Source organism: Brucella sp. GW823-FHT04E01 (assembly GCF_058796175.1).
This window is the reverse complement of record NZ_JBXAIK010000004.1, coordinates 845174-864364: the sequence shown is the minus strand read 5'-3', so window position 1 is coordinate 864364 and position 19191 is coordinate 845174. Positions and strand designations below refer to the sequence as shown.

Genomic DNA, 19191 nt, shown 5'->3' with positions numbered 1-19191 from the left:
TGCGGGAGAAGCTGTATCGGCAGAGGCCCGGATACCTCGCTTCGGCAGTTCGCGTTCCGACATGCACCGCGGCAAAATATCGGGTTTCTTGGACAACGATATATGCCAAAACACCGCTAGAGCGGTTCCAGTCAAACCAGAATCGTGGAACCGCACTATCTCTTTGTTTCTAAGCATTTGCCTGGCGCAAAACCGCTTCGCACTTTTGCTGGAAATGCTATCGTGAGATAGATTCTCGAAAGGAAATGACTATGGCCGCCCGGAAGAAGCAGGAAGCAGCACGCAGTAACGATGTGGTGATTGCAGGCGGCGGCTATGTCGGGCTCGTCACGGCAGTTGCGATCAAATCGGCGGCACCGCATCTTTCTGTCACCGTGATCGACGGTGCACCGGCTGGTGCCTGGAAGAACGACCCGCGCGCTTCCTCGATTGCCGCGGCTGCATCACGTATGCTTGACCAGCTCGGCTGCTGGCAGGAAATCCTTCCCGAAGCCCAGCCCATCACGGAAATGGTCATCACCGATTCGCGCACTTCCGATCCGGTGCGCCCGGTTTTTCTCACTTTCGAAGGTGAAGTCGAACCCGGCGAACCTTTTGCCCATATGGTGGAAAACCGTGTCCTTAACACCGCCCTCCATAATAAGGCCGAAGCGCTCGGAATTGTCTTCCTTGAAGCCACCAGTGTTGAGAATTTCAACACTCTCCCTGAAGGAGTAACCGTCACCCTCTCCAATGGGGATACGCTTGAAACGCGCCTGCTGATCGCCGCAGATGGTGCGCGCTCCCGCCTGCGTGATCTTGCTGGCATCAAGACCGTCAACTGGGATTACGGCCAGTCCGGCATCGTGTGCAATGTCGCCCATGAACTGCCGCATGGCGGCCGGGCTGATGAGCATTTTCTTCCAGCCGGTCCATTTGCGATCCTTCCGTTGAAGGGTAATCGCAGCTCACTGGTCTGGACCGAGCGCACATCGGATGCCGAACGCCTCATTCGCGAAGACGACTTCGTATTCGAGGCTGAACTGGAACAGCGCTTCGGGCATCGTCTCGGCGTCCTGCATGTCGAAGGCCCGCGCCGCGCCTTCCCGCTCGGCCTGACGCTGGCACGTGAATTCGTGAAGCCACGTTTGGTGCTGGTGGGCGATGCGGCGCACCGTATCCATCCCATTGCCGGTCAGGGCCTCAATCTTGGCTTCCGGGATGCCGCCGCAATTGCCGAAGTCGTGGTCGAAACGGATCGCCTCGGCCTCGACATCGGTTCATTTGCCGCTCTGGAGCGTTATCAGTCCTGGCGTCGCTTCGATACCGTGCAGATGGGTGTGACGACGGACATCCTGACCAAGCTTTTCTCCAACGACAACCCGGCCATCCGCTCTATCCGCGATATTGGTCTGGGGCTCGTAGACCGGGTACCGGCGTTGAAATCCTTCTTCATCAAGCAGGCCGCCGGTCTTTCAGGCGATACGCCGCGCTTGCTGAAGGGACAGGCTATCTGAATTCTCGCCAAGTTCTGGTTGATTGCTGGAAGCCGTGGTCAAGCGCCCTATATCGGTAGCGGAAATCCCAACTGAGAGGAGAGCTTCCCATGGACAGAAAAGCAACCGCCGTCTGGCAAGGCACGCTGAAGGAAGGCAAAGGCACCCTCAACACGCAAAGCGGTGCACTGAAAGACCTGCCTTACGATTTCAAAGCTCGTTTTCAGGACGAAAGCGGTCGCTCCGGCACCAATCCGGAAGAACTTCTGGGTGCTGCTCACGCAGGCTGCTTTGCCATGCAGCTTTCCGCACTCCTGACGGAACACGGAACACCACCGGAAAAGCTGGAAGCAACTGCGGCAGTCACTGTCGGCCCCGCAGCTGGCGGTGGCTTTGAGATCAGCCGCAGCGCGCTCACGCTCAATGCCTCTATTCCCGGCATTTCGGTCGAGGATTTCGAAGCGCTCGCCAACAAGGCCAAGCAGTCCTGCCCTCTCTCGAAAGCACTGGGCGCCATTGAAGTTACGCTGGACGCAAAGCTGGTCTGAAAAATTCCAAGACGCGGAAATGATGAGCGGGCGCAAGCCCGCTTTTCTATTCGGGCAGGTGGCAAACAGCCTCGATATTATGCCCATCCGGGTCCGTCACGAAAGCAGCGTAGTAATCAGGATGGTAATCGGCACGCAAGCCGGGTTTGCCGTTGTCGGCCCCCCCGGCAGCAATTGCCGCTTCATAAAAGCGGTCAACCTCGGAGCGGGTTCCAGCCGAAAAAGCCACATGAAGCACGCCATCGAGCTTCGCGCCCTTCTGCTTGCCGATCCAGAATTCCGGCTTGCCATTGCGGCCATACCCTACCCAGTCGCCGAACTCCATGGCGCGGCTTATGCCAAGGGGGGCGAGTGCCGCATCATAGAATGCTCGCGACTTGGACATGCTGGAAATGTTGAAACCAATATGATCGAGCATGATTGCCCTGTCTCCGATGGATCTATTCTCCAATGAGATATCGGCGCAGCTACAAAGATCAAGCCTTCTGCGATGGCAACCAGAGCTCTGATCAAGAAAAAGGGGAAGGTTTGCACCTTCCCCCTTCTCAAATTCCAGATCAGTCACGCTACTAGACGCGGCGTTCGACCATCATCTTCTTGATATCGGCACAAGAGACGTGGAGGCCACAGGCCGACAGGGACTGCGGATAAAAGCGATTGCCGCGATTACACGCGGCGCTCGACCATCATCTTCTTGATTTCGGCAATCGCCTTGGCAGGGTTCAAGCCCTTCGGGCAGGTCTGCGCACAATTCATGATCGTGTGGCAGCGATAGAGCCGGAACGGGTCTTCGAGATTGTCGAGGCGTTCGCCCTTGGCTTCGTCGCGGCTATCGATCAGCCAGCGATAAGCTTGCAGCAGCACGGCAGGACCGAGATATCGGTCGCCGTTCCACCAGTAGCTCGGGCACGAGGTCGAGCAGCAGGCGCACAGAATGCACTCGTAGAGACCGTCGAGCTTCTGACGGTCCTCATGGCTCTGCAGCCATTCCTTCTGCGGCTCCGGCGAAACCGTCTTGAGCCATGGCTCGATGGAACGATGCTGGGCGTAGAAATTGGTGAGGTCCGGCACAAGATCCTTCACCACCGGCATATGCGGCAGCGGGTAAACCTTGATGGCACCCTTGATGTCGTCCATGCCCTTGGTGCAGGCAAGCGTGTTTGCGCCGTCGATATTCATGGCGCAGGAACCGCAAATGCCTTCACGGCACGAACGGCGCAGCGTCAGGGTCGGGTCGATCTTGTTCTTGATATAGAGCAGACCGTCCAGAACCATCGGACCGCAATCGTCGCGATCGACATAATAGGTGTCGATGCTCGGATTGGCGTCGTCGTCCGGCGACCAGCGATAGATACGGAATTCGGTAACCCGCTTCGCACCGTCGGGGCGCGGCCAGGTCTTGCCCTCTTGCGGGCGCGAATTCTTGGGAAGTGCGAGTTCAACCATTGCTCTTTCCCTTGATTAGTAAACGCGCTTCTTCGGCGCAATCTTGGCGAGGCTGATGCCGCCTTCCTCTTCCGTCGTCAACGGATCGAGGTGGACAGGACGGTAGTCAAGCTTGACCTTGCCATCCGGCGACAGCCAGGACAGGGTGTGCTTGCGCCACACGGCATCGTTGCGATCCGGGAAATCCTCATGCGCATGGGCACCGCGGCTTTCCTGGCGCGCTTCGGCGGAAACAACCGTCGTCAGCGCATTCGCCATCAGGTTTTCCAGCTCAAGCGTTTCGACGAGATCGGAGTTCCAGATCATCGAACGGTCGGTAACCTTGATGTCCGGCAGTTCATGCCAGAGCTTTTCCATGCGCTCGACGCCTTGCTTGAGCGATTCCGACGTACGGAATACGGCGGCATCTTCCTGCATGGTACGCTGCATCTTCTCGCGCAGTTCTGCGGTCGGCTGGGAGCCGTTGGCAAAACGCAGACGATCGAAGCGCTCCATGATCTTGTCGCAGGCGGTAACGTCGAGGTCCGGAATCTTCGACTTGCGATCGATGACCTGCCCGGCGCGGATTGCAGCCGCACGGCCAAACACGACCAGATCGATCAGCGAGTTGGAGCCGAGACGGTTTGCGCCGTGCACCGAAGCGCAGCCCGCTTCGCCGACAGCCATCAGGCCCGGCTGTACGCGGTCTGGATCAGCCTCGGTCGGGTTCAACACTTCGCCCCAGTAATTGGTCGGAATGCCACCCATATTGTAGTGAACCGTCGGGAGAACCGGGATCGGTTCCTTGGTCACATCGACGCCTGCGAAAATCTTGGCCGATTCCGAAATACCCGGCAGGCGTTCATGCAGAACAGCCGGATCGAGATGGTCAAGATGCAGGAAGATGTGATCCTTGGCCTTGCCGACGCCACGGCCAGCACGGATTTCCATGGTCATGCAGCGCGAGACAACATCACGCGAGGCAAGATCCTTGGCCGATGGCGCATAACGCTCCATGAAGCGCTCGCCTTCGGAATTGACCAGATAACCGCCTTCACCGCGCGCGCCTTCAGTAATCAGGCAGCCAGCGCCATAGATGCCAGTTGGATGGAACTGTACGAATTCCATGTCCTGCAGTGGCAGGCCGGCACGTGCAACCATGCCGCCACCATCGCCGGTGCAGGTATGAGCAGAGGTTGCCGAGAAATAGGCACGGCCATAACCGCCCGTCGCCAGAACCACCATCTTGGCCGAGAAGCGATGGATCGTGCCGTCATCAAGGTTCCACGCCACGACGCCGGTGCAGACACCGTCGGTCATGATGAGATCGAGCGCGAAATATTCGATGAAGAACTGCGCGTTGTTCTTGAGCGACTGGCCGTAGAGCGTATGCAGGATCGCGTGGCCGGTACGGTCGGCAGCAGCACAGGTGCGCTGGACCGGAGGGCCGTCGCCGAAATTCTGCATGTGACCGCCGAACGGGCGCTGATAGATCTTGCCTTCTTCCGTACGCGAGAAAGGCACACCGTAGTGTTCCAGTTCGTAGACGGCGGCAGGCGCTTCACGCGCCAGATATTCCATCGCATCGGTGTCGCCGAGCCAGTCCGATCCCTTGACGGTATCGTACATGTGCCACTGCCAGCTGTCCGGGCCCATATTCTTGAGCGAAGCGGCGATGCCACCCTGCGCTGCGACCGTATGCGAACGGGTCGGGAAAACCTTGGTGATGCAAGCCGTCTTCAGGCCTTGCTCGGCCATGCCGAGCGTTGCGCGTAAGCCCGCGCCGCCAGCTCCGACCACCACCACGTCGAACTTGTGATCGACATAGGTATATTTGCTTGCCACGGCAGCATCGGCCGCGTTGTTTACTGCACTAGCCATCGGGCTATCAACCTCCGAAGCTCAGCTTGAGAATCGCAAAAATGCAGGCAAAGCCGACCACCGCTGTAAAGAAGGTGTTCAACATCACCAGCACGACCTTCATGCCTTCGCCATGCACATAATCTTCGATAATGACCTGCATACCCAGGCGCATGTGATAAACGCCAGTCAGAACGAACAGCGCCATCACGATTGCCGTGAAGGGATGCGACAGGGCAGCCCGGACTTCCGCATAGCTTGCGCCATTGAGCGAAATGACCAGACCGATGAAAAACATGACCAGCGGCACAAGAGCGGCGGCGCTCAAGCGCTGATACCAGAAATGACCGGTGCCTTCCTTGGCTGATCCCAGACCCCGAACCTTGCCGAGCGGGGTGCGCATATCATTGTTCATACCGTTCATGAAACCAGCTCTCCCTAGCGCACCGAATAGGCAACGACCCAGACGAGGATCGTGGCGATGACGGAGAAAACGACGGTCGCCCAGGCGATCTTCGAAGCTGTGTGCTTTTCAAGACCAGCGCCCGTATCCCAGATCAGGTGACGAACGCCACCGGCCAGATGGTGCAGAAGCGCCCAGGTATAGCCGAACAGGATCAGGCGACCGATCCAGGACGAGAACAATGCGTTGACGAAATTGAAGCACTCTTCGCTGACCGCAGCCGAAATCAGCCAGGCTGCCAGCAACAGGGTGCCGAAGTAAAGTGCGCCGCCCGTGATGCGATGGACGATGGACATCGTCATCGTAATGACCGGCTTGTAGATGGACAGGTGCGGCGACAAAGGACGCTGGCGCGTTACAGTCGGTTGTGTCATGGCTCTGTAGGCTTCCCTGACGTTTCTCTCCGGCCACACCCCGCTGACGAAGATCAGCGAAGCAGCCAGGTTGCGGGTTCTCCCGAACCCCAGTTCGACGTCGTCCAAAGCACAGGGAACCGGACTTTACGATCCCGCGCCGGTACGACCCAATAAAATATGGCTGGACCGTGGCGTACGGCCCTATGTGGCGCTTTCTACTGCGCTTTTACCATCACGTCAAAGAAGCTTTTTCACGAAAAGACTAACAATTGGTCGCACCTGGGCGACACATTCGCGTGATTGCGGCATTCAAACGATTGAAGACCGCAATCGGCAAAAACATGTGTAATTTCATCAACTTTTGGGAAATCGATCAACTGCCGAATCGAATCACATAGCTCGACCAGTCCGCAGCCGTAGCAATCTGTTCATAGAGCTTGCGCCCGTCTTCCGGCACGCGCGGCGCATTAAGCACCAGCTTGGACCAGCTGCGCTCTTCCGCCTTGTCGGCAAGCACGTCGATCAGCGCCTTGGCTATGCCCTTTCCGCGATGATCGTGATGCACATAAATATGGTCCACCTGCCCTGCACGCAGACCCGTCACGGGTTCGGGCAAATCGTAGAAGATCACGAAGCCGACCAGATTTCCGTCGACCCTGGCCCCCAGAGTTTCAGCGGCGCGATCCTGAAGCAGGTGTTCGGCATAAAAATCATCGGGGCGGCGTGGCGCGCCGCGCTTCAGCGCCTGCGCATAGCTTGCCAGCAGCGGCGCGAATTCATGGGCATCACGCAGATGGAGGAGCGCAATATCGACGGCATGATCTTTGGTCATTGGACGTTCCTTGGCGTTTCCAGCTCTTCCGCCTGCGACCTGCGAAGCAGTAGCGCACGAGAAGACCGGTTCGATTTTAGCCAGCACGGATGACAAAGGTAAAGAAAGAGTTAAGATAGTCCTCATTCTCTTTGGGATCATGCACGATGAGGCTCGATCAACGATGGCAAACTGCAAACGGCTGATACTTGGTCTGGTTGTCGTCGGCGCCCTTGCGCTGACCGGTCCCGCGCTTGCCGAAGAAGCGATGCGCTCCGTCGATGCGTCGGGAAATCTTGTCGTCCAGATGCCGGATAATGGCGCCAAGATCATCCGGGTCGGCGCGGCGCAGAAGCCAGTTTTGCCTTCGCCGCAACGCATGAAGGTGATTACCGCGTCGCGGGATCGCACGGTTGCCTATATCGTCGCCAAGCCCAACAGCAATTGCGAGAGCGCAGTCGTGCTGCACGGACGCTCTTTCATGTATGGGATCGACCGCGGGGAAACGCCGGTCCTCGACCATGCAGGCTGCGGCTATCAATAGGATTCGTTCAACGCCCGGCCTTTGAGCGGAATTCCACCACGTTTTCGTCCACCAATATCGGCAGAGCGCTGCGGACGCAGTTGCGCCCGCCCTTCTTCGCTTCATAAAGCGCCCCGTCGGCCCGCTTGTAGAGATCGGAAAACACATCGTCGAATTCCATTTCCGCGATACCGAAGCTCACGGTGAATTCAATCCCGCCGTTCCTGCCCGGAATATGGATATCGCGACAGACAAGCCGGGTCTTGTCCGCAAATCTCCATGCGGACTGGATCGTATTGCCCGGCAGAATGATCGCGAATTCCTCGCCGCCAATACGCGCGGCAATCCCACCCTTGGCATTGGCTGCCTTGCGCAATTCGGCGGAGAAAGCGGCGATGACGCGATCTCCCAGCGCATGACCATGTGTATCGTTGATTGCCTTGAAGTGGTCGATGTCGCACAGAACAAGCGACAGAGCCTGCCGCATGCGTTTCGACTTTTCAATTGCAGCCTCGGCGCGAAACTCAAAACCGCGCCGATTGAGCAACGTCGATAGCTGGTCCGTTTCCGAGCGGATCAGCATATTGGCGATCAGCTCCCGCATCAGGCTCAAGAGCAGAAGCAGCCCGCCTGCGACGGAAAGAGCAGCACCGATTGACTGCGAGAACATTGCATAGGTCGTATCGATATAATCAGCCGGTTCAGCACCCGCGCCTCCCGACAGCACGGCGATGACCGGCTTGAACAGGAAGTGGACGGCACTGATACCAAACAGCATCGCCATCAAGGTATCGATACCGTTGCGTTCCACCCGCAGGATCAGCCACACTGCCAGAAGGAGTACGAGGAAATAGGGCGCCTGATAAAGCAGCATGCCGATCATCTGGCTGCGGGCAATGTCATATATGCTGTAGACCGCGGCGAGAGATGCAATGGTCAGCAGACCGAGCGCAATCCACGGCACCGGTCGGGCATACATCCGCGCCAGACCGACGACCAGACAGGACAATGTCAGGTAATAGGTCGAAAAGGCGAGCATATAGCCGAGGCGGGGATTGGGAATGGAAGGCATGGCAAGCTCTGTCAGGAAATAGAGCATTGCGAAAATAAAGCCGAAGGCGAAGACAGGCGCGGCCGCATTATCCCGCGCATAAACGGCAATGCCGAGAAATGCGAAAGCAAACAGACCGGAAACGGTCATGTTGATCAGGAGGATAAAGTCGGCTCCATTCATCGATGCTCTTCCCCGTGCTGGCTGTCAAAGGCTCCCAGACGCCAGCCACCCCATTCCTCCTTACAATCAAAGCGTGAAAAAGCTGCTAATATACAGCCAAAGAAAAACCGCCGGGATGAACCGGCGGTTTGATCTTTCCAGAAGCGCTTCAAAAACGCTTCGTCAGGTGTGAAACCTCAGTTCCACTCGCGAATGTCGACGAAATGTCCGGCAATTGCCGCAGCGGCAGCCATGGCTGGTGACACGAGATGCGTGCGGCCCTTAAAGCCCTGACGTCCTTCGAAGTTACGGTTCGAGGTCGAAGCGCAACGTTCGCCCGGCTTCAGGCGGTCGTCGTTCATGGCCAGGCACATGGAGCAACCCGGCTCGCGCCAGTCAAAACCGGCTTCGATGAAGATCTTGTCCAGACCTTCAGCTTCCGCCTGTTCCTTCACGAGACCCGAGCCCGGCACGATCATGGCATTGACGCCAGCCGCAACCTTCTTGCCAGCGGCCATGCGTGCCGCATCGCGCAGATCTTCGATACGACCATTGGTGCAGGAACCAATGAAGACGCGATCGATCTTGATGTCGGTCATCTTGGTGCCCGGCTTCAGGCCCATATAGTCCAGAGCACGCCACTTGGATGCACGCTTGGTTTCGTCCTTGATCTCGTCCGGGTTCGGAACGATGTCGGTGACGAAGACCACGTCTTCCGGTGAGGAACCCCAGGAAACGACCGGCGAAATCTTAGCGGCATCCAGTTCGACGATCTTGTCGAAATGTGCACCCTCATCCGAATGCAGCGTCTTCCAGTACGAAATCGCCTGTTCCAGCGCTTCGCCCTTCGGCGCGCGCGGCTTGTCCTGCACATAGGCAAAGGTCGTTTCGTCCGGTGCGATCAGACCAGCGCGTGCGCCGCCTTCAATCGACATGTTGCAGACGGTCATGCGACCTTCCATTGACAGCGAGCGAATGGCGCTGCCTGCATATTCGATCACATAACCGGTGCCGCCCGCCGTGCCGATTTCGCCGATGATGGCAAGCGTGATGTCCTTGGCGGTGACGCCGGGAGCCAGTTCGCCCTCGACACGCACCAGCATGTTCTTGGCTTTCTTCTGGATCAGCGTCTGGGTAGCCAGAACGTGTTCCACCTCGGAGGTGCCAATACCATGCGCCAGCGAACCGAAAGCGCCATGCGTGGAGGTGTGGCTATCGCCGCAGACGATGGTCATGCCCGGCAGGGTGAAGCCCTGTTCCGGTCCGACGATGTGCACGACACCCTGACGGCGATCACGCTCGGAATAATATTCAACGTTGAAATCCGCAGCATTCTTGGCCAGAGCTTCGACCTGAATGCGGCTTTCCTCGTTCTTGATACCGTTGATGCGGTCCGGTGAGGTCGGAACATTGTGATCGACCACGGCCAGCGTCTTTTCAGGATGACGCACCTTGCGGCCAGCCATGCGCAGGCCTTCAAAAGCCTGCGGACTCGTCACTTCGTGCACAAGATGGCGATCAATATAAAGGAGGCAGGTTCCGTCTTCCTGCTGATCCACTACATGGTCGTCCCAGATCTTGTCGTAAAGTGTACGCGGCGCGCTCATTGCGAGAGGTCCTTTGAATAGTTCTTAACTTTGGCTGTCATATGCACCCGCCATCACGGTTCGTCAAGAAACTGAAACCGCAACAGGGTGTCGCAGTAACAATCTTGCGAGATATGGGCGGAATTATGCAATATGTTACGCAGCCCGTCGCATTTGGCAAATAAAAAAGGCGACCCGAGGCCGCCTTTTTCAAACAGATTGCTGTGAAACTTATTCAGCAGCAGCCTTGGCGGCTTCGGCCTTGGCAGCGGCAGCCTTGTCGGCTTCGCGCTCGGCCTTGGTACGGTTGTCTTTCTTTTCAGCAATACGGGCAGCCTTACCGGTAAGGCCACGCAGGTAGTAAAGCTTCGCGCGACGAACCTTGCCGCGGCGAACGAGTTCAACGCCTTCGACGATCGGCGAGTAAACCGGGAATACGCGCTCTACGCCTTCGCCGTAAGAAATCTTGCGAACGGTGAAGTTTTCGTTGAGGCCAGCGCCGGAACGGGCAATGCAAACGCCTTCATAGGCCTGCACGCGGGTACGCGTACCTTCGGTAACGCGAACCTGAACGCGAACCGTGTCGCCCGGCTGGAAATCTGGAAGCTTGCGCTTTTCTTCGATCTTTGCTGCCTGTTCGGCTTCAAGCTGACGAATGATATCGGTCATCGTCTCTCTCCTTCTTGAATTCTTCTCAAACAGTCAGAGCGCTCTGCACTTGCCGCCAAGCAATCCTTGGCCCTGCGACTATGCCCTCAATTTCAGGCAGGAGCGGTACACCATTTATTGGTTTAGGACGTTTCGGGCTTTGCCCGAACGAGATATTACAATGTCGGTACTAGCCCGAACTCGCGCGGCAATACACCATTGCCGCCAATGAATCAATATCAGGACAAGAAAATCGCCTCAGATACGACCCAGATGCGTGTCCTTGAAACCGGTTCCATATTTGAGACCGAAGCCAAGCGCGCGGTCGACGCCGATATGCACGGCCCAGATCAGTGCCATAGCGATGCAGATCTGCCAGTTCATCGCCCAGCCCAGAACTGCGAGAAGCACAATGCCGATCCAGCTATGGGCGATATTATAGACCACGGCGCCGGTGCGCGGCCCCTTCATATAGCCGAAGAAAGACAGATCGGGCGCCAGAATGAGCAGGGCGAAAAGCCACCAGCTTGCACCGCTGACCCAATAGGCTCCCAGCGCCAGCAGCGCGAGGGAAAGACTTTCGAGCCGCTGGATCAGGTTCATTTGCGTTTGCCCTCGCTATAGGCTTCCCAAAGATCGGGACGCCGTTCCTTCGTGATCCGTTCGGCCTGCTCATGCCGCCATTTATCGATTGCGCCATGATTGCCGGAGGTCAGGATTTCGGGAATGGGCCTATCTTCCCAAACCTGCGGACGGGTATAATGCGGATGTTCGAGCAGCCCGGTTTCAAAACTTTCCGTCTCTCCGGATTCGCGATTGCCCATCACACCCGGCAAAAGCCGCACGATTGCATCAAGCAAAACGATTGCCGCGGTTTCTCCACCCGACAGGATGTAATCGCCGATCGATACTTCCTCGAGATTGCGCGCCTCGATGACGCGCTCGTCCACACCCTCGAAGCGGCCACAAAGAATGATCGCGCCCGGTCCGTCGGCCAGTTCGCGCACGCGCTTCTGCGTTAGCGGCTTTCCGCGCGGGCTCATCAGCAGCGTCGGACGGCGACCGTCGGCAACCGAATCCAGCGCGCGGGCGATCACATCCGGCTTCATCACCATGCCAGCGCCACCACCGGATGGCGTGTCATCGACCATACGATGCTTGCCTTCCGCAAAATCGCGAATCTGCACCGCATCAAGCTGCCATTTGGCCTCGCTGAGTGCCTTACCTGCAAGCGAAGTGCCAAGGGGACCGGGAAACATTTCCGGATAAAGCGTCAGCACCGATGCATGAAAGAAGCCCGGCTCATCATCGACCCTTGAAACGTCGGTCATGACTTCTTCGGCTTTTTCTTTTCGTTCTGCGGGCGTTCATCCTCATCGTCGGCGATCAGTCCAGCGGCATAGGGCTCGACCAGCAGCGTGCCCTTGTCCAGATCGATTTCCGGTACGGCTGCCTCCGTGAAAGGAATAAGCATCGGGCGCTTGCCCTTTTCGCTGAGCTCGATGAGGTCGCCGCCACCGAAATCGAACAGGGCGCTCACCACGCCATAGGTCTTGCCTTCGGCATCCACCGCCAGCAAGCCGATCAGGTCGGTCTGGAAGAACTCATCTTCGTCCAGTTCGTCGTCCGGCAGCTGCGAACGATCAATGAAAAGTTCGGTCCCGTTCAGCGCTTCGGCGGCATTACGATCATTGATGCCCTTGAAGCGCACGACCACAACCGTCTTTGCAGGACGAGCTTCCAGAACCTCGTAACTCTTGCCCTGTTCGTCATAGAGCAGGCCGTATTCGGCAATTGCCAGCGGGTCGCCGGTAAAGGTCTTTACTCTCACTTCGCCACGCGTGCCATGGGCGGCACCAATGACGGCAAGCTGGATCGGGTTTTCTGGACGTGGCATTGCCAACCTTGTTTCTGCTGCTCGAATAGAACTATTTTTCGTTCAATAACCCTTTCGTCAGCGCAATTCACCTCAATTCGTAAGAATAGTGCTTTTCGTCCCACGAACAACCAGCCGGTAACCTATCGCTGGCAGACTGTCCGTCCATCCAGAATGAACGACCGGCTTGATTATGACAACGAACAGCGAATTTCTGATCCCTGCCCGCGCCGACCTCGCAGCGGCGCGTGAAGAATGGTTGAAGACGCTGAAGGATGCGCGCCGCCTGTCGGAAAACACACTCGAAGCCTATGAGCGCGACACGCGGCAGTTCCTCAATTTTCTGACTGGGCATCTGGGCGAACCGCCATCGCTGAAAGATGTTGGCAATCTACGGATCGCCGACCTGCGTTCGTTTCTGGCCAGCCGTCGCAATGAAGGCGTCGGTGCCCGCACGCTGGGCCGCGGGCTTGCCGGTGTGCGCTCGCTTTTACGCCATCTGGAAAAACGCGGCCTGGCCAATGCGGCAGGCGCAAGCGCCATGCGTGCGCCGCGCCAGCCGAAATCACTGCCGAAACCATTGACCGCCGAAGACGCCCGGCGCGTGGTTGCAGCCGATGGGCAAATGGCGGAGGAGCCATGGATTGCCGCGCGCAACGCAGCCGTCCTGACCTTGCTCTACGGTTGCGGCCTGCGCATTTCGGAAGCGCTCGGCCTGATGGGTGATGCGCTGTCTGACAGCACTGCCCGTTCGATCACCATTACGGGCAAGGGCAGCAAAGCGCGCCTCGTCCCGCTTCTGCCCATCGTGCATCGCGCCATTGCACAATATCGAACGCTTTGTCCGTTCGACCTTTCCGCCGACAAACCGCTTTTTCGAGGCGCCAAGGGCGGCGTGCTGCATGCTGCGATCATCCAGCGTGAAATGCAGAAACTGCGTGCTGGTCTCGGCCTGCCCGACAGCGCGACGCCGCATGCGCTGCGCCATTCCTTCGCCACCCACCTTCTGGGGCGAGGCGGTGATCTCAGGACCATCCAGGAGCTGCTTGGCCACGCAAGCCTCTCGACCACACAGGTCTATACCGGCGTGGATACCGAGCGACTGCTGGAAGTCTATGACAAGGCGCATCCGCGCGCTTGAGAAGTCGCTGGCATCGGCAAAAACCGCCCCTATATTACTCTCATGAAAAAGCTGCTTCTCGTTCTCCTCTATGCCTGTCTGGCAGGCACTGTCTCGGCCCGCGCCGACGATGCACCTGCTGCTTGCGCCGTGCACGGCATCAATCTCATTGACGGGTTGGAGGCAAAAGACCCGGCAAGTTGGCAGGAAATACAGCGCGAAGCCGATGCTGTACCCAATCGCAAAGGGCTTCTCTGGAAAATCGATAAAGACGGCGTCGAACCGTCCTATCTCTTTGGCACGATCCATCTTTCCGATCCGCGTGTTTTGACATTGCCGAAAGCTGCCGACGAGGCCTATCGGTCAGCAAGCACTGTCGTCATCGAAACGACGGATATTCTGGACCCGAAGGCTTTCCTGCGTCTCAAGCTCGAACAGCCCGACCTGCTGCTCTTCACTGATGGCAGCACCTTGAAGTCGCATATTCCGCCCGAGCGGCGGGAGGAGATCGAACAGAAGCTTGCAGAACGCGGTATCGTTCTCGACGCGGTTGCAAAAATGAAGCCGTGGGTGCTGACCAGCCTGCTCGCACTTCCAAAATGCGAGAGGGAGCGCAAAAACGATGGCGAGAAATCGCTTGATGAAAGGCTGGCTCTCGACGCACAGGCCGAGGGCCGCAGTGTTTTGGGCCTGGAAAGTGCAGCAGAACAACTGGTCGCGATGAACCGGATGCCGCTCGACTTCCATCTCCGCAATCTGGTGGCTACCGTCGACTATGGCGACAAGGTCGAGGATGCCATGGAGACCACGACCGCGCTCTACCTCAAGGGCGAGATTGGCATGATCATGCCGTCGCTCCGAAAGATCGTTCCCGACAGTCTTTCCGAAGCAGACTATGAACTATTTCTAAAATATCTCATTTCCGACCGTAATCAGGTCATGACGGATCGTGCCGTTCCGATCATCGACAAGGGAAATGCCTTTATTGCCGTCGGCGCCCTGCATCTGCCGGGCAAGGACGGAATAATTGAACTGTTACGCGCAAAAGGCTATCGGGTGAGCTCACTATAAAACCTCTAAGCTAGAATATCGCTAGTCGGCTTTCAGATCGGTGATGCTGTTTTCAATGGCCGTTATATTGAGCTCGAGTTCGGCAATCTGTCTCAGTATCGATTTTCCCGGAAGCGCCTCTTCCCGTGCCGCTTCGTCGAGAAGCTTGAACTGTTCATCGCGCAGAAGCGAAGAGAGCTTTTCGAAGCGCTCAATGGTTTTCAGGTTCTCTTTCGACGGCATTATGTCATTCCTCAAATTTCGGCGTGGTTTACGATCGCTCTCAACGACCCGACCTCATCAATGATTTACAGTGATAAAGCCAAGATGGCCAGTTGATCGACCATAGTCCCTATTACCGGATCGCTTCCGTGATTGAATATACATATCAATGTGCAGTTTCGCTTGGGTTAATAGAATCCTCGCCGAATTGCATTGTATAGCTATTAATTCATAGCTCTTCTTATATTAGATTTCTTGGAACTAAGCGCTCTTTCTCGCATTGATATACACCGGGTTTGTTATCGCAACGCATGACAACACACATTTGAGGCGGTCGGAGCACAGATTGGCTCATGTATGACCGCAAATGCCCGGCCAACCGTCATTTCCCAAACGTCGCTTCGATGACGAAAGGGACCATTGGAGGAGCCCGTTATGGTTGATCCCCTTGATCCACGAAATAGCGACCCGCGCACAACTTCCGATCCGCGCCTGTCAGACCCTTCCGGAATGCCGCCACCTCCGCCCCCGCGCGGCGGAAGTGGCTATCTGCTTGGTGCGGTGCTTCTGGCAGCGATCATTATCCTCGCTTACTTCTTCTACCGGAATGGCAGTGGAACGGATACTGCGGCTCCACCTCCTCCGCCGCCGACGACACAGAGTGAGCCTGCCACACCGGCTCCAGCCCCACCGGCACAAAATTAAGCATTAACGAAAAAGGCCCGCATCAGCGGGCCTTTTTATAATCATATGGTTGCAGCCAATTACATATGGATCGGCTTGGCAAAGGTCGCCAATGCGGATTCGCGCACAGCTTCCGACATGGTCGGGTGGGCATGGCAGGTGCGTGCCAGATCTTCCGACGAGCCGCCAAACTCCATCAGAACAGCCAGTTCGTGGATCATTTCACCGGCATTATAGCCGAGGATATGAGCGCCCAGAACGCGATCCGTTGCCTTGTCAGCAAGGATTTTCACGAAGCCGTCTGTGTGCAGCATGGCGCGTGCACGACCATTGGCCGTGAACGGGAACTTGCCCACCTTGTAGTCGATACCGGCGGCCTTCAGTTCTTCTTCGGTCTTGCCGACCGAAGCGACTTCCGGCTGCGTATAAACCACACTCGGAATGACATCGAAATTCACGTGACCGGCCTGACCGGCAATGATTTCGGCAACCGCAATGCCTTCGTCTTCGGCCTTGTGCGCCAGCATCGGACCCTGCACCACGTCGCCGATGGCATAGATGCCTTCGACATTGGTGCGCCAATGGTCGTCGATTGCAACACGGCCACGATCATCGATATTCACGCCCGCTTCCTGAAGGCCAAGACCGTCCGTGTAAGGACGACGGCCGGTCGCGATCAGAACCGCATCTGCTTCAAGTGTCTCTGCATTACCGCCCTTCACCGGTTCGAAGGTCACTTTCGCTCCCCCGGAACCTGATTTGCCGGCTTTCTCTACGCCCGTCACCTTCGCGCCGAGCTTGAAGGCAATGCCCTGCTTTTCGAGCAGGCGCTGGAACTGCTTCGACACTTCGCCATCCATGGGCCCGAGCACCTTGTCGAGATATTCGACGACCGTGACCTTCGCACCAAGACGCGCCCAGACGGAACCAAGTTCCAGACCGATCACGCCGCCGCCGACAACGATCAGGCTGCCCGGAACCTTGTCGAAGGAAAGCGCGCCAGTCGAGGAAACGATGACTTTCTCATCAATATCGACCTTGACGCCCGGAATGCCCGCAACATCGGAACCGGTAGCAATGATGATGTTCTTTGCTTCGATTTCCTCGACCTTGCCGTCTTCGGCGGTCACAGAAACCTTGCCCTTGCCAACGATCTTGCCAGTGCCGATGAAGGCCGTGATCTTGTTCTTCTTGAACAGGAATTCAACGCCCGTGACATTGGCCTTTACGGTCGTGTCCTTGTGCGCCAGCATCTTTCCCAGATTGAGCTTCGGCGTCACTTCCACGCCGAGCGTGTCGAAGGAGTGACCGGCTTCAGCAAAAACTTCCGACGCATGCAGAAGTGCCTTGGAGGGAATGCAGCCGATATTCAGGCAGGTGCCACCGAAGGTCTTGCGCTTCTCCACAACAGCAACGGAAAGACCAAGCTGTGCAGCCTTGATCGCGGCGACATAACCGCCAGGGCCCGTACCGATGACAACCACATCGTATGACATTGAACTATCCTTCTTCAGTCTGTCCTGAACTTTTTTCGAACGCCCCGTTCATCCGGGCCCGTTCTCTCATTCGAAATTATTCACATGCAACCGGTGCCTACAGGGTGCCGGCTATTCCTCGTCTGGTGAACATCCCTGAAAACGGAATGCTTCCCACTGAAGCGGCTTTTCAGGTTTCGCCGCTCCAAAATCATAACCATCAAGCGCCGTCACCAGATCAGGCAGCAGGATTGCCTGCGCCGCCGGTTCTTCCGCCTTGGGCAGGACATCGGCTTCCGCGCCTTCCTTCAGCGCATAGATGACGCTCTGCCAGATACTGCAATCGTCGAGATCTTCCGGATTGGAACCATCGCCCTTGCAGTTGAAGGTCAGCAACGCATAAGGACGCGCCACGCCTTCTTCCGGCCAGATCACCATGCCGCTCAGCTTGAACTCGGGCTTGTCATTGGCCGTAATGGTGAACTCGTTCGTCGGCGCCGGTGACATTTTCAGGTCGTTCGGCTGCTCCGGGCGGAAGGTTAGCGTATAAGCATCGTCGCGATCGCGATAAATCGCCCGATTCTGGGTGCAGGCCGCCTGAACCGCAGTTGAGAACACGGTGAGCGCAAGCACCGAAGCGGCGGCGGTCCTGAAAAGCTTGTTTGCAGCGTGCATCTGTCGGTTCTCCCTGAATGTTCCGGTTGAGCGTTTCCGGCAGCGAATCGAGGTTCAGCAAAACTGAACCTGTTGCTTCTTACATAGCCTTTTCGGTGGCAAGTTTAAGCCCCAGCGCGATGAAGACAACACCACTGGCCCGATCAATCCATTTCGAGGCGCGCGAGAAAGCCGCCCGCATCTTCGGCGTCGTCATGAAAAGGCTGACGCCAACAAACCAGGAAATGAGCGCCGTCGCCATCACGACACCGTAACCGAGCTTCACCTCAGTCGGCGTATGGGCATGAACGACCGTCGAGAAAATCGACAGAAAGAAGAACACGGCCTTTGGGTTCAGCGCATTGGCGGCAAAGCCGAGGCCGAATGCCTTGGCAAAGCTCTGCTGCTTGCGCGGTTCCTTCGGCGTTGCGTCCACGTCGATCTTTGTGGTTCCAGCCCGCAGCGCCTTGATGCCGATATAGAACAGATAGGCCACACCGCACCATTTGACGATATTGAACAGATAGATCGACTTGGAAATGATGAGCCCGAGGCCCAAAACCGTGTAAGTCACATGCATCATCAGGGCGGCGCCGATGCCGAAGCTCGTGATGATCGCCTCGCGGCGGCCATGCAGCAGCGATTGCCGGATGACCATGGCGAGATCGGCGCCGGGGGAAACAATGGCAAAGACGAAAATCGCCATCAGGGATGCAAGTTCGAACAGATAGGGATGCATCGTGTTTCCTTCATTGCGCGTGTTTCACGCGCAGGCTGTCATCACAGAACCAAAGCCAGAAGCATGATACCGAGCCCCACCAGACTAATGAGCCAGACGAAGGAACGGAAATAGGGAATGCCCGCCAGATAAAGCGGGATATAGACGATGCGACCGAAAAACCAGAGCCACGCCCCGAGAATACCCCAGCCGGACGGATCGCCTTTCAGCACGAGCGCCAGCGCCAGACCGATGAAAGCCGGATAGGTCTCGCGAAAATTGGCGGAGGCCCGTTCCGCGCGCCCGGCAAATTTGCCGGAGGGTTTCAAACCCTCGTCGCGCGGACCGGCATTCCATCGAGAGCCAAGTTCCTTCGTCGCCGCAAAGCCCTGCAGGAGGATATGAACCACCAGCAGGACAACGCTCAAGCCGACCAACGGCAGAAACGGGGATGCGGAGAAGACGCCCTGCTCCATCGTTCGTC

23 protein-coding genes are annotated in these 19191 nt (G+C 57.3%); 6 read left to right on the top strand and 17 right to left on the bottom strand.

What is annotated here, in order from left to right; genetic code table 11:
- The first annotated feature begins 251 nt into the window (after positions 1-251).
- Both AC1RHM_RS19210 and AC1RHM_RS19205 read left to right on the top strand, forming a co-directional pair.
- Positions 252-1496, top strand: a complete 1245-nt coding sequence (locus tag AC1RHM_RS19210; protein ID WP_010657569.1) for a ubiquinone biosynthesis hydroxylase — start codon at positions 252-254, stop codon at positions 1494-1496.
- An 89-nt stretch (positions 1497-1585) separates the two neighbouring features.
- Positions 1586-2023, top strand: coding sequence for an OsmC family protein (locus AC1RHM_RS19205; RefSeq protein WP_010657570.1), 438 nt, complete (start codon positions 1586-1588; stop codon positions 2021-2023).
- Between the two features lie 46 nt (positions 2024-2069).
- On the opposite strand, the gene AC1RHM_RS19200 is transcribed toward AC1RHM_RS19205, so the two are convergent.
- The 6 genes from AC1RHM_RS19200 to AC1RHM_RS19175 all read right to left on the bottom strand — a co-directional run bounded on the left by AC1RHM_RS19200 (position 2070) and on the right by AC1RHM_RS19175 (position 6959).
- Complete coding sequence (locus tag AC1RHM_RS19200; RefSeq protein WP_010657571.1) at positions 2070-2441, bottom strand: VOC family protein; 372 nt, start codon at positions 2439-2441, stop codon at positions 2070-2072.
- A gap of 248 nt (positions 2442-2689) precedes the next feature.
- The gene (locus AC1RHM_RS19195; protein ID WP_010657572.1) at positions 2690-3469 is read right to left on the bottom strand and encodes a succinate dehydrogenase iron-sulfur subunit; all 780 of its coding nucleotides are present in this window, start codon (positions 3467-3469) and stop codon (positions 2690-2692) included.
- Between the two features lie 15 nt (positions 3470-3484).
- Positions 3485-5329 (bottom strand): succinate dehydrogenase flavoprotein subunit, encoded by a 1845-nt coding sequence (gene sdhA / locus AC1RHM_RS19190; protein WP_012091143.1) that lies wholly within the window; start codon positions 5327-5329, stop codon positions 3485-3487.
- Positions 5330-5336: 7 nt separating this feature from the next.
- Positions 5337-5732 (bottom strand): succinate dehydrogenase, hydrophobic membrane anchor protein, encoded by a 396-nt coding sequence (sdhD, locus tag AC1RHM_RS19185; RefSeq protein WP_010657574.1) that lies wholly within the window; start codon positions 5730-5732, stop codon positions 5337-5339.
- Between the two features lie 14 nt (positions 5733-5746).
- Positions 5747-6145, bottom strand: a complete 399-nt coding sequence (sdhC, locus tag AC1RHM_RS19180; RefSeq protein ID WP_010657575.1) for a succinate dehydrogenase, cytochrome b556 subunit — start codon at positions 6143-6145, stop codon at positions 5747-5749.
- Positions 6146-6500: 355 nt separating this feature from the next.
- Complete coding sequence (locus tag AC1RHM_RS19175) at positions 6501-6959, bottom strand: GNAT family N-acetyltransferase (protein WP_010657576.1); 459 nt, start codon at positions 6957-6959, stop codon at positions 6501-6503.
- Positions 6960-7122: 163 nt separating this feature from the next.
- On the opposite strand from AC1RHM_RS19175, the gene AC1RHM_RS19170 reads away from it, so the two are divergent.
- Positions 7123-7482 carry a hypothetical protein gene (locus AC1RHM_RS19170; RefSeq protein WP_010657577.1) on the top strand — a complete coding sequence of 120 codons (360 nt, stop codon included), beginning with the start codon at positions 7123-7125 and terminating at the stop codon, positions 7480-7482.
- 7 nt (positions 7483-7489) lie between these two features.
- Here the strand turns inward: AC1RHM_RS19170 and AC1RHM_RS19165 are convergent, their stop codons facing one another.
- The 6 genes from AC1RHM_RS19165 to rimM form a co-directional block, all read right to left on the bottom strand.
- A complete protein-coding gene (locus tag AC1RHM_RS19165) occupies positions 7490-8695 on the bottom strand; it encodes a GGDEF domain-containing protein (RefSeq protein ID WP_010657578.1) in 1206 nt (401 codons plus the stop codon).
- Positions 8696-8871: 176 nt separating this feature from the next.
- On the bottom strand, positions 8872-10281 hold the full coding sequence (gene leuC / locus AC1RHM_RS19160; protein ID WP_010657579.1) for a 3-isopropylmalate dehydratase large subunit: 1410 nt from the start codon (positions 10279-10281) through the stop codon (positions 8872-8874).
- A gap of 210 nt (positions 10282-10491) precedes the next feature.
- On the bottom strand, positions 10492-10929 hold the full coding sequence (gene rplS / locus AC1RHM_RS19155; protein ID WP_006467977.1) for a 50S ribosomal protein L19: 438 nt from the start codon (positions 10927-10929) through the stop codon (positions 10492-10494).
- A gap of 237 nt (positions 10930-11166) precedes the next feature.
- Positions 11167-11511: a DUF4260 domain-containing protein gene (locus AC1RHM_RS19150; RefSeq protein ID WP_010657580.1), complete on the bottom strand. Its 345-nt coding sequence runs from the start codon at positions 11509-11511 to the stop codon at positions 11167-11169.
- Positions 11508-12239, bottom strand: coding sequence for a tRNA (guanosine(37)-N1)-methyltransferase TrmD (gene trmD / locus AC1RHM_RS19145; protein ID WP_029929674.1), 732 nt, complete (start codon positions 12237-12239; stop codon positions 11508-11510). The genes AC1RHM_RS19150 and trmD overlap by 4 nt, the downstream gene beginning before the upstream one ends.
- On the bottom strand, positions 12236-12805 hold the full coding sequence (rimM, locus tag AC1RHM_RS19140) for a ribosome maturation factor RimM (protein WP_010657582.1): 570 nt from the start codon (positions 12803-12805) through the stop codon (positions 12236-12238). The genes trmD and rimM overlap by 4 nt, the downstream gene beginning before the upstream one ends.
- Before the next feature lie 172 nt (positions 12806-12977).
- Here rimM and AC1RHM_RS19135 point away from each other — a divergent pair, with 172 nt between their 5' ends.
- Both AC1RHM_RS19135 and AC1RHM_RS19130 read left to right on the top strand, forming a co-directional pair.
- Positions 12978-13925, top strand: a complete 948-nt coding sequence (locus tag AC1RHM_RS19135) for a tyrosine recombinase XerC (protein ID WP_010657583.1) — start codon at positions 12978-12980, stop codon at positions 13923-13925.
- A gap of 42 nt (positions 13926-13967) precedes the next feature.
- Positions 13968-14975 (top strand): TraB/GumN family protein, encoded by a 1008-nt coding sequence (locus AC1RHM_RS19130; protein ID WP_010657584.1) that lies wholly within the window; start codon positions 13968-13970, stop codon positions 14973-14975.
- A gap of 21 nt (positions 14976-14996) precedes the next feature.
- On the opposite strand, the gene AC1RHM_RS19125 is transcribed toward AC1RHM_RS19130, so the two are convergent.
- The gene (locus AC1RHM_RS19125) at positions 14997-15197 is read right to left on the bottom strand and encodes a hypothetical protein (protein WP_010657585.1); all 201 of its coding nucleotides are present in this window, start codon (positions 15195-15197) and stop codon (positions 14997-14999) included.
- A gap of 414 nt (positions 15198-15611) precedes the next feature.
- On the opposite strand from AC1RHM_RS19125, the gene AC1RHM_RS19120 reads away from it, so the two are divergent.
- Positions 15612-15881 carry a hypothetical protein gene (locus AC1RHM_RS19120; RefSeq protein ID WP_010657586.1) on the top strand — a complete coding sequence of 90 codons (270 nt, stop codon included), beginning with the start codon at positions 15612-15614 and terminating at the stop codon, positions 15879-15881.
- A 59-nt stretch (positions 15882-15940) separates the two neighbouring features.
- Here the strand turns inward: AC1RHM_RS19120 and lpdA are convergent, their stop codons facing one another.
- From lpdA to AC1RHM_RS19100, 4 genes are all read right to left on the bottom strand, one after another.
- Positions 15941-17356, bottom strand: coding sequence for a dihydrolipoyl dehydrogenase (gene lpdA / locus AC1RHM_RS19115; RefSeq protein WP_010657587.1), 1416 nt, complete (start codon positions 17354-17356; stop codon positions 15941-15943).
- A gap of 111 nt (positions 17357-17467) precedes the next feature.
- On the bottom strand, positions 17468-18010 hold the full coding sequence (locus AC1RHM_RS19110) for a hypothetical protein (RefSeq protein ID WP_010657588.1): 543 nt from the start codon (positions 18008-18010) through the stop codon (positions 17468-17470).
- Positions 18011-18089: 79 nt separating this feature from the next.
- Positions 18090-18728: a LysE family translocator gene (locus AC1RHM_RS19105; protein ID WP_010657589.1), complete on the bottom strand. Its 639-nt coding sequence runs from the start codon at positions 18726-18728 to the stop codon at positions 18090-18092.
- A 41-nt stretch (positions 18729-18769) separates the two neighbouring features.
- On the bottom strand, positions 18770-19183 hold the full coding sequence (locus AC1RHM_RS19100) for an MAPEG family protein (protein ID WP_010657590.1): 414 nt from the start codon (positions 19181-19183) through the stop codon (positions 18770-18772).
- Between the last annotated feature and the right edge of the window lie 8 nt (positions 19184-19191).

Coding starts and splice junctions, on each gene's coding strand:
- AC1RHM_RS19120 (WP_010657586.1), top strand. CDS start 15,612: ATGGTTGATCCCCTTGATCCACGAAATAGCGACCCGCGCACAACTTCC.
- AC1RHM_RS19105 (WP_010657589.1), bottom strand. CDS start 18,728: ATGCATCCCTATCTGTTCGAACTTGCATCCCTGATGGCGATTTTCGTC.
- rplS (WP_006467977.1), bottom strand. CDS start 10,929: ATGACCGATATCATTCGTCAGCTTGAAGCCGAACAGGCAGCAAAGATC.
- rimM (WP_010657582.1), bottom strand. CDS start 12,805: ATGCCACGTCCAGAAAACCCGATCCAGCTTGCCGTCATTGGTGCCGCC.
- AC1RHM_RS19170 (WP_010657577.1), top strand. CDS start 7,123: ATGGCAAACTGCAAACGGCTGATACTTGGTCTGGTTGTCGTCGGCGCC.
- lpdA (WP_010657587.1), bottom strand. CDS start 17,356: ATGTCATACGATGTGGTTGTCATCGGTACGGGCCCTGGCGGTTATGTC.
- AC1RHM_RS19200 (WP_010657571.1), bottom strand. CDS start 2,441: ATGCTCGATCATATTGGTTTCAACATTTCCAGCATGTCCAAGTCGCGA.
- AC1RHM_RS19195 (WP_010657572.1), bottom strand. CDS start 3,469: ATGGTTGAACTCGCACTTCCCAAGAATTCGCGCCCGCAAGAGGGCAAG.
- trmD (WP_029929674.1), bottom strand. CDS start 12,239: ATGACCGACGTTTCAAGGGTCGATGATGAGCCGGGCTTCTTTCATGCA.
- AC1RHM_RS19205 (WP_010657570.1), top strand. CDS start 1,586: ATGGACAGAAAAGCAACCGCCGTCTGGCAAGGCACGCTGAAGGAAGGC.
- AC1RHM_RS19150 (WP_010657580.1), bottom strand. CDS start 11,511: ATGAACCTGATCCAGCGGCTCGAAAGTCTTTCCCTCGCGCTGCTGGCG.
- sdhC (WP_010657575.1), bottom strand. CDS start 6,145: ATGACACAACCGACTGTAACGCGCCAGCGTCCTTTGTCGCCGCACCTG.
- AC1RHM_RS19125 (WP_010657585.1), bottom strand. CDS start 15,197: ATGCCGTCGAAAGAGAACCTGAAAACCATTGAGCGCTTCGAAAAGCTC.
- leuC (WP_010657579.1), bottom strand. CDS start 10,281: ATGAGCGCGCCGCGTACACTTTACGACAAGATCTGGGACGACCATGTA.
- sdhA (WP_012091143.1), bottom strand. CDS start 5,329: ATGGCTAGTGCAGTAAACAACGCGGCCGATGCTGCCGTGGCAAGCAAA.
- AC1RHM_RS19135 (WP_010657583.1), top strand. CDS start 12,978: ATGACAACGAACAGCGAATTTCTGATCCCTGCCCGCGCCGACCTCGCA.
- sdhD (WP_010657574.1), bottom strand. CDS start 5,732: ATGAACGGTATGAACAATGATATGCGCACCCCGCTCGGCAAGGTTCGG.
- AC1RHM_RS19210 (WP_010657569.1), top strand. CDS start 252: ATGGCCGCCCGGAAGAAGCAGGAAGCAGCACGCAGTAACGATGTGGTG.
- AC1RHM_RS19110 (WP_010657588.1), bottom strand. CDS start 18,010: ATGCACGCTGCAAACAAGCTTTTCAGGACCGCCGCCGCTTCGGTGCTT.
- AC1RHM_RS19130 (WP_010657584.1), top strand. CDS start 13,968: ATGAAAAAGCTGCTTCTCGTTCTCCTCTATGCCTGTCTGGCAGGCACT.
- AC1RHM_RS19165 (WP_010657578.1), bottom strand. CDS start 8,695: ATGAATGGAGCCGACTTTATCCTCCTGATCAACATGACCGTTTCCGGT.
- AC1RHM_RS19175 (WP_010657576.1), bottom strand. CDS start 6,959: ATGACCAAAGATCATGCCGTCGATATTGCGCTCCTCCATCTGCGTGAT.
- AC1RHM_RS19100 (WP_010657590.1), bottom strand. CDS start 19,183: ATGGAGCAGGGCGTCTTCTCCGCATCCCCGTTTCTGCCGTTGGTCGGC.